Source organism: Prescottella sp. GW823-FHT02E09 (genome assembly GCF_058797375.1).
In genome coordinates, this window is sequence record NZ_JBXAJP010000002.1 from 67,296 (window position 1) to 71,904 (window position 4,609).

At 70.1% G+C, this 4,609-nt stretch carries 4 protein-coding genes; 3 read left to right on the forward strand and 1 reads right to left on the reverse strand.

Translation table 11 applies throughout. The annotated features are described in order from the left end of the window. Positions 1-7 precede the first annotated feature (7 nt). The 3 genes from pabB to AC1RIF_RS04555 are packed head-to-tail and all read left to right on the forward strand — an operon-like array spanning position 8 to position 4,070. Positions 8-2,170, forward strand: coding sequence for an aminodeoxychorismate synthase component I (pabB, locus tag AC1RIF_RS04545; protein WP_492600198.1), 2,163 nt, complete (start codon positions 8-10; stop codon positions 2,168-2,170). Beyond that, positions 2,167-3,078, forward strand: coding sequence for a prephenate dehydrogenase/arogenate dehydrogenase family protein (locus AC1RIF_RS04550; RefSeq protein ID WP_492600199.1), 912 nt, complete (start codon positions 2,167-2,169; stop codon positions 3,076-3,078). Before pabB ends, AC1RIF_RS04550 begins: the two co-directional genes overlap by 4 nt. After that, positions 3,075-4,070 carry an AurF N-oxygenase family protein gene (locus AC1RIF_RS04555; RefSeq protein WP_492600200.1) on the forward strand — a complete coding sequence of 332 codons (996 nt, stop codon included), beginning with the start codon at positions 3,075-3,077 and terminating at the stop codon, positions 4,068-4,070. The genes AC1RIF_RS04550 and AC1RIF_RS04555 overlap by 4 nt, the downstream gene beginning before the upstream one ends. 19 nt (positions 4,071-4,089) lie before the next feature. On the opposite strand, the gene AC1RIF_RS04560 is transcribed toward AC1RIF_RS04555, so the two are convergent. Continuing rightward, positions 4,090-4,482 carry a hypothetical protein gene (locus tag AC1RIF_RS04560; RefSeq protein WP_492600201.1) on the reverse strand — a complete coding sequence of 131 codons (393 nt, stop codon included), beginning with the start codon at positions 4,480-4,482 and terminating at the stop codon, positions 4,090-4,092. Positions 4,483-4,609: the final 127 nt, after the last annotated feature.

Here is a 4,609-nt window from a genome sequence, read left to right on the forward strand (position 1 = left end):
TGGCGCCATGTCGACCCGCACCCTCCTGATCGACAACTACGACTCGTTCACCTACAACCTGTACAGCCTGTTGTCCGGGGTGAACGGTGAACCACCGTGCGTGGTGAAGAACGACGTGGACTGGGCATCGGTGGACATCGAGGCCTTCGACAACATCGTCATCTCGCCGGGGCCGGGACGCCCGGACCGCAAGCGGGACTTCGGTGTCAGCGCGCGCGCCATCGCGAATCGGGAGATTCCGGTGCTGGGCGTGTGCCTGGGACACCAGGGTCTGTGCCACCTGTTCGGCGGCAGTGTCGGACTGGCACCGGTTCCGATGCACGGACGGCTGTCACCGATCCGGCACACCGGAACCGGAATCTTCGACGGCATCCCGTCACCGTTCCAGGCCGTCCGCTACCACTCGCTGATCGTCGAGAGCCTGCCGCCGGAACTCGAGCAGCACGCCTGGACGGACGACGGCCTGATCATGGCCGCGAAGCACCGCCGACATCCGCTGTGGGGGGTGCAGTTCCATCCCGAGTCGATCTGCACGCAGTACGGGCGCGAGTTGATGGGCAACTTCCGGGACCTGACGCCGACGCGGTCCGGCAGGTCGTCGTCGCGGTCGGCGCCGGTGTCGGTGTCCCCGCCCACCGTCGCCGCGGCGAACCCGCGGGCCGCAGACGAACCCGACCCCGAACCGCGGGACGCCTCGATGCCCGAGTCCCGGTACGTCGTGCACTCGCGGCGGGTGGATCGTGCCGTCGACCCGCAGGACGTGTACGGCCGGTTGTTCGCGCACGGCCCGAACAGCTTCTGGCTGGACGGCAGCGCCGCGATCGAACCGGAGTCGCGCTTCTCGGTGATGGGCGACTGTTCCGGGCCGTTGGCCGAGTACATCACGTACCGGGTGGCGGAGACGACGGTCTGCGTGCACCGCGACGGCCGTCCGGTCGAGTCGGTGCACCAGCGCTTCTTCGACTACATCGACGAGCAGTTGCGGGACCGCGCGGTGCCGCCGATCCCGGACCTGCCGTTCGCGTTCGGTCTCGGCTACGTCGGGTATCTCGGCTACGAGCTCAAGGCCGACGCCGGCAGCCAGCTGGTCCACACGTCACCGACGGCCGACGCGGCGTTCGTGTTCGCCGACCGGGCGGTGGTGATCGACCATCTGGGTGGCCGCTGCTACCTGCTCGCGCTCAGTGAGGACCCCGACGACCCTCGGGTGCCGGAGTGGTTCGCGGCGATCGAGGCCGAGATCCGCGAACTGGACGAGGCCGTGGAGTCCCCTCCCCCGCATCCGCTGGTCAAGCTCGAGGACGACACCAAGCCCCGGCTGCGGCACGACCGCGACGAGTACCTCGCGTTGGTCGGCCAGTGCCTCGACGAGATCAGGTCCGGCGAATCGTACGAGGTGTGCCTGACCAACGCCGCGACGGTGGATCGGGTGATCGATCCGTTGCAGAGTTACGAGACGCTCCGCGAGATCAGTCCCACCCCGTACAGTGCGCTGCTGCAGTTCTCGGGGGTGGCGGTGCTCAGTGCGTCCCCGGAGCGGTTCCTGCGGATCGGGGTGGACAGGGTCGTCGAATCCAAGCCCATCAAGGGCACCCGGCCGCGGCACGCGCGGCCCGAGCACGACGCGTCCCTGCGCCAGGACCTGCTCGACAGCGAGAAGGACCGTGCCGAGAACCTGATGATCGTCGACCTGGTGCGCAACGACCTGTCCCGGGTGTGCGTCCCGGGTTCGGTGCACGTGCCGAAGTTGTTCGACGTCGAAACGTACGCCCCTGTCCACCAATTGGTCTCGACGGTCCGTGGCACCCTTCGCCGCGACGTGTCGACGGTGGACTGTGTGCGGGCCGCGTTCCCGGGCGGTTCGATGACCGGTGCGCCGAAACTGCGCACGATGGAGATCATCGACAAGCTCGAGGAGGGGCCGCGTGGCGTGTACTCCGGCGCCATCGGCTACTTCTCGATCAACGGGACGGCGGATTTCTCGATCGTCATCCGCACGATGGTCGCGACCGACGACCGCGTCACGTTCGGTGTGGGCGGCGCGATCGTGGCGCTGTCCGATCCGGAGGAGGAACTCGAGGAGACGATGGTCAAGGCCGTGACCATGCGGCGGTGCCTGTCGGTGACCTCGGCTCCCGACGATGCCGGGACCGGCGGCGGGGACCGATGACCGCGCAGGTGGACCGGGTGACCGGCCGGCCGGCGGTCGTGGGCGGCGCGGGCGCGGTCGGATCGATGCTGGTGGACCTGCTGCGAGCGGACGGCGACGACGTCACGGTCGTCGACCGGGTCGGTGCCGCGGGGCGGGTCACCGGTGATGTGATCGCGCCGGACGCGGCGGTGCGCGCGGTCCTCGCCGAGGCCGACACGGTGGTGCTGGCGGTGCCGGAATCCGTCGCGGTCGCGGCGGTACCCGCACTGACCCGGATCCTGCGGCCCGGTGCGCTGCTGGTCGAGACACTGTCGGTGAAAACCCGGATTCACCGCGCTCTGCTCGACGGGGCGCCCGGCCGGCCGGCGGTGGGGATCAATCCGATGTTCGCGCCCGGGTTGGGGTTGCCGGGGCGGGCGGTGGCCGCGGTGGTCCACCAACCCGCGCCGGCGGTGGACCGGTTCCTCGACACGGTCGGAGGCTGGGGCGCCCGCGTGGTCCGGGTCGGGGCCGACGAGCACGACCGGATCGCGGCGGCGACGCAGGCGCTGACGCATGCGACCGTGCTGGCGTTCGGGCTGGCGTTGGCCGAGGTCGGCGTCGACCCGGGCACGGCGGCGGCGATCGCGCCCCCGCCGCACACCACGTTGCTGGCGCTGCTCGCGCGCGTCGGATCCGGGGTGCCGGAGGTCTACCACGACGTCCAGGCGGGCAACCCGGCCGCCGCCCGGGCCCGGGCGGCGCTGGCGTCCGCGCTGTCCCGGCTGTCCGAGGTGGTCGACGGCGGTGACGAGCACGCGTTCGGTGACCTCATGGCCGACGCCGTCGGCCCCCTCGGCGATCGGGTGGACGACTATCGCCGGCTGTGCGCCGACCTCTTCGGGGGCCTGCACGCACCGCCGCACGGGGACGGGGGGACGCGGTGACCGACAACCCGTTCGGCGAGGAGGCCGCCGCGCACGAGCAGTTGCTGCGGCTGCCGTCGTTGCCGCCGTTCGATCCGTCCGACCCGGTCGAGAGCGCGATCATCGACAGTCTGGCCGGGAGTTGGCCGCGGCGGGCGACGGTGAAACGGCCCGAACCCGACCTGGATGATCTGTTCGACCCGGTGAAGGCGGACTACCCCGAGACGTTGATCCCGTTCCACGACCACGACCGGTTCCGCGGTCTGGACGAGCCCACCCGTGATCGGATCCTCGCGTGGGCGTGGATCGCCTACAACAAGAACGTGATGGATGTCGAGCAGTACGTCGTCAATCCCGGGTTCCGGTTGCTGTCGCAGGATGCGTTCGGCACCGGGCTGGGCGACAACCTCACGGTCGCGACGCTGCAGGCGATGGTCGACGAGCAGTACCACACGCTGATGCACCTCAACGCGAGCGCGCTGACCCGGCGTCGGCGCGGCTGGAACCTGGTCGAGAGCCGGTTGCCGTACGGGCCCACCGTCCGACGGCACCACGCGGCCGTCGCGGCCGCGGACACTCCCCGCGAGTCGGCACTGGTGAGCCTGGCCTTCACGACGGTCGCGGAGACCTCGATCAGCGCGTATCTGGGGTTGATGACCGACGACGACAACGTGCAACCGGTCAACCGGGCGACGGTGGTGCTGCACCGGCGGGACGAGTACTGCCACTCGTCGATCGCGGGGGAACTGCTGAAGATCGTGTTCGAGCGCCTCGACGGCGACAACCGGCGGATCCTGCTGGCCGGGTTGGCCGACGGGCTCGAGGCGTTCCGTGCCAACGACTTCGCGACATGGACTGCGGTGATGGAGGCGGAGAACGTGCGGGGCGGGGCGGCGATGGTGGCCGACGCCGCCCACGCGGCCGACCGGCAGCAGCTGGTGCAGGACTGCAGCGCGATCCGCCGCCTGTGCGACGACCTCGGGGTGAGCGACGACGTCCCCTACGAGTGGTGAGATCGGGACGTCCTCTCGATCACGGTGTCGCGTTGAGCCACTCGTAGAACGCCGGCTGCACGTTCGGGTTGGCGCCGGTGATGCCGTTGTAGGCGCCGACCGCGGCGCCGATCCCGGTGCCGACGATGCAGCCGGCGATGAAGTTCGGGAAGATCGAGACGCAGCCGATCGCGAGCCCGACACCGGCGCCGATCGCCATACCCGCGGGGCCGCCTGTCTCCCACCCGATCGTGATCTCGCGAATCAGGTTGTCCTGTGCGGTCTGCTTGTCGACGACGGGCGTAACGAGCGGGACGGCAACGTCGCCGGGCGCGGCGGCGGGTGCCGCGTAGGCGGTGCCGACGCCCGCCCCGAGTGCGACGAGGACGAGGCCCGAGGCGACCGAGGCCTTCGTGGCGTTCGAAAGATTCATGGCGCTCTCCAAACTGTGTGGACGGAAGGGCGGTCCAGTGGGTTCGACGCTAGTCCCCGTACGCCTCCTCCGCTACGAATCGGCGGTGTTGGGGATGTATGCGAAGTTTGTTGTGGGAGGACCGATT

Coding starts and splice junctions, on each gene's coding strand:
- pabB (WP_492600198.1), top strand. CDS start 8: ATGTCGACCCGCACCCTCCTGATCGACAACTACGACTCGTTCACCTAC.
- AC1RIF_RS04550 (WP_492600199.1), top strand. CDS start 2,167: ATGACCGCGCAGGTGGACCGGGTGACCGGCCGGCCGGCGGTCGTGGGC.
- AC1RIF_RS04560 (WP_492600201.1), bottom strand. CDS start 4,482: ATGAATCTTTCGAACGCCACGAAGGCCTCGGTCGCCTCGGGCCTCGTC.